This window comes from Actinosynnema sp. (genome assembly GCF_052038725.1).
In genome coordinates, this window is sequence record NZ_JBQGCX010001427.1 from 1 (window position 1) to 2179 (window position 2179).

3 protein-coding genes are annotated in these 2179 nt (G+C 71.8%); all 3 read right to left on the reverse strand.

Features of this window, described 5'->3' with window-relative positions; genetic code table 11:
- Nucleotides 1-744: VgrG-related protein (locus ACTUAL_RS30180; RefSeq protein WP_440902615.1), on the reverse strand; the 744-nt coding region annotated here is incomplete at its 3' end.
- A complete protein-coding gene (locus ACTUAL_RS30185; protein ID WP_096496236.1) occupies nucleotides 737-1492 on the reverse strand; it encodes a CIS tube protein in 756 nt (251 codons plus the stop codon). The genes ACTUAL_RS30180 and ACTUAL_RS30185, both read right to left, overlap by 8 nt.
- Nucleotides 1493-1496: 4 nt before the next feature.
- Nucleotides 1497-1928 (reverse strand): phage tail protein, encoded by a 432-nt coding sequence (locus ACTUAL_RS30190; RefSeq protein WP_440902616.1) that lies wholly within the window; start codon nucleotides 1926-1928, stop codon nucleotides 1497-1499.
- Nucleotides 1929-2179: the final 251 nt, after the last annotated feature.

The following is a 2179-nucleotide window of genomic DNA, read 5'->3' on the forward strand; positions in this document are numbered from 1 at the left end:
GGCGGTCGCGGTGACCTCCTCCTTGGCCTCCGGGTTCCAGCCGCCCACCACGACCTCCGGCACCTGCTCGGCCGAGGTGACGGACGCGCGCCGCGACAGCAGCGAGCGGTGCCTCTCCAGCGCGAACGGGTTCGTGGTCGACTTCGCGCCGCTGCCCGGCGCGGAGCTGGGCTTCTCGGGCAGCCGGAAGTCGACCTCGCCGTCGGTGACGCCGATCTGCGCGCCGACGTCGGCGGCCAGGCGGGAGAGGAACTCCCAGTCGCTGACGCCCTCCTGGCTGATCTGCGTCTCGGCCCTGCCGCCGAACCCTGGAACGGAGTCGATCCGGCCGGGCGCGAGGCTCGCGCGCCGCACCACCTTGCGCACCACGTCGCCCACGGTCATGCCGGGGTAGGCGGCGACCCTGCGGCCCCGGAACAGCCGGTGCGTGACGGCGTAGCCGCGCACCTCGGTGAACGTGCCGCCCGCGTCCAGCTCGACGCCGAGCGCGGTCACCTCGCCCGCCATCAGCTGCTCGGGCGCGCCCGGCTCGCTGGTCTGGACCTTCAGCACGACCTTGGCGCCGACGGTGAGCTTCCCCTTGCCCAGCACCACGTGGCCGGGGTCGCGGAAGCGCAGCACGAACACGTCGGGCAGGTTGCGGCTGGTGTCGACGTAGGCGGTGGTGAGCCAGGACTTGACGTCGGCGGGCAGCGGGGCGCCCTCGACCTCGACCACCAGCGAGTTCGCGAAGCTCTCAGCCACCGCGGACCTCCTCGAGGGCGGGCAGCAGCAGCCGGGAGCCGGGGCGCAGCCGCATCGGGTCGTCGATGCCGTTGGCCTCGGCGATCTCGCGCCACAGGTTGGGGTCGCCGTAGGCCCGGTACGCCAGCGACTGGAGGGTGTCGCCCGCGACGAGCACGTGCGAGTCGCGGGCGGCGAGCGCTCCGGAGGTGGGGTTCTGCCCGCCCAGCTCGCCGGAGATCTCCTCGAGGGAGACCGTGCACACCGCGCGCACCGGCACGCCCGCCGGGGTGAACAGGGTGTACTTGGCGGCGACGCTCGCGACGAACGCCGGGAACCCGGTCATGCCGCCCCACTTGAACACCACCCACGGCGGGGAGCCCTTGCCCTGCTGGCGGCTGTCCTCGGTCGGCACGCAGCAGGCGAACAGCTGCTCCACCTTGCGCACCACGCCGTCGTCCATGTGCTCGGTGGAGTCCAGGAACACCTCCAGGGACAGCTTCACCGGCTCGGCGCCCTTGTACTCGGGGGTGCCGGACTTCTTGTGGTTGGGCTGGAGGTCGCGCTCCCACTTGGTCGACTTGGTCAGCGACAGCTCGCGCGGGTTGAACTGGAAGGTGATGTCGTGCATCAGCTCGCCGGGCTTGGCGGCGCCACCGGCCTTCGGCGGCTTGTGCACGCTCAGCACGGCCTTCTGCAGGTTGCCGGGGGCGCCGTAGCCGCTGGCCGCGCCGGTCCCGGCGGAGGTGAAGGTGATCGGGGAGGCCACCGGGTCACCGCACCGAGCTGAGGAAGCCGTGGTGGGCCAGCTCCAGCGTCTCGACCGCGACCTTGGGCGAGTCGAGCGAGAGCTGCGGGCCGCTCCAGCGCACCGGGACGACGCCGGTGAGGGACCAGCCGGTGATGACGGAGCCCTCGAGGGTGCGGGCCTCGATGACGGCGGTCTTGCGCTTGATCCCGCCCGCCATGCCGGAGATCCACTTGAGGATCTTGGCGCTGTCCTTGGTGACCGGGCGGGAGAGCTTGACGTTGGAGTACTTGACGCGGGTGGGCAGCTGCCACACCATCCCGTTGTTGCCGCCCTCCTCGTGCTGCTCCATCGAGAACTCGACGCTCAGGCCGTCGCAACTGGTGAACGATCCGAGGCTCTCGTCGTCGATGCGCACGACGAAGCAGACCGCCACCGCCTCATCCAGTTCGGCCACAGCCACTCCCTCGGTCGGGCGCTCTCGCGCGGTTCACGCTGGTGGTTCACGGTTCGGGTGGGTCGGGTTGCGCGGTCAGCGCGGGCGGTCAGCGCAGGCGGTCGGTGAGCGAGCCGCGGCGCTCGCGGTCGAGCCACAGCTCGGCCTTCAGGCGGCGCTGGTGGGGGTCGTAGAGCTTCTTGAGCAGCTCTTCCGGCTCGGGGGTCGGTGTGGCGGGCGGGGCCGAGGTGGTGGAGGCGCTGGCCGTCATC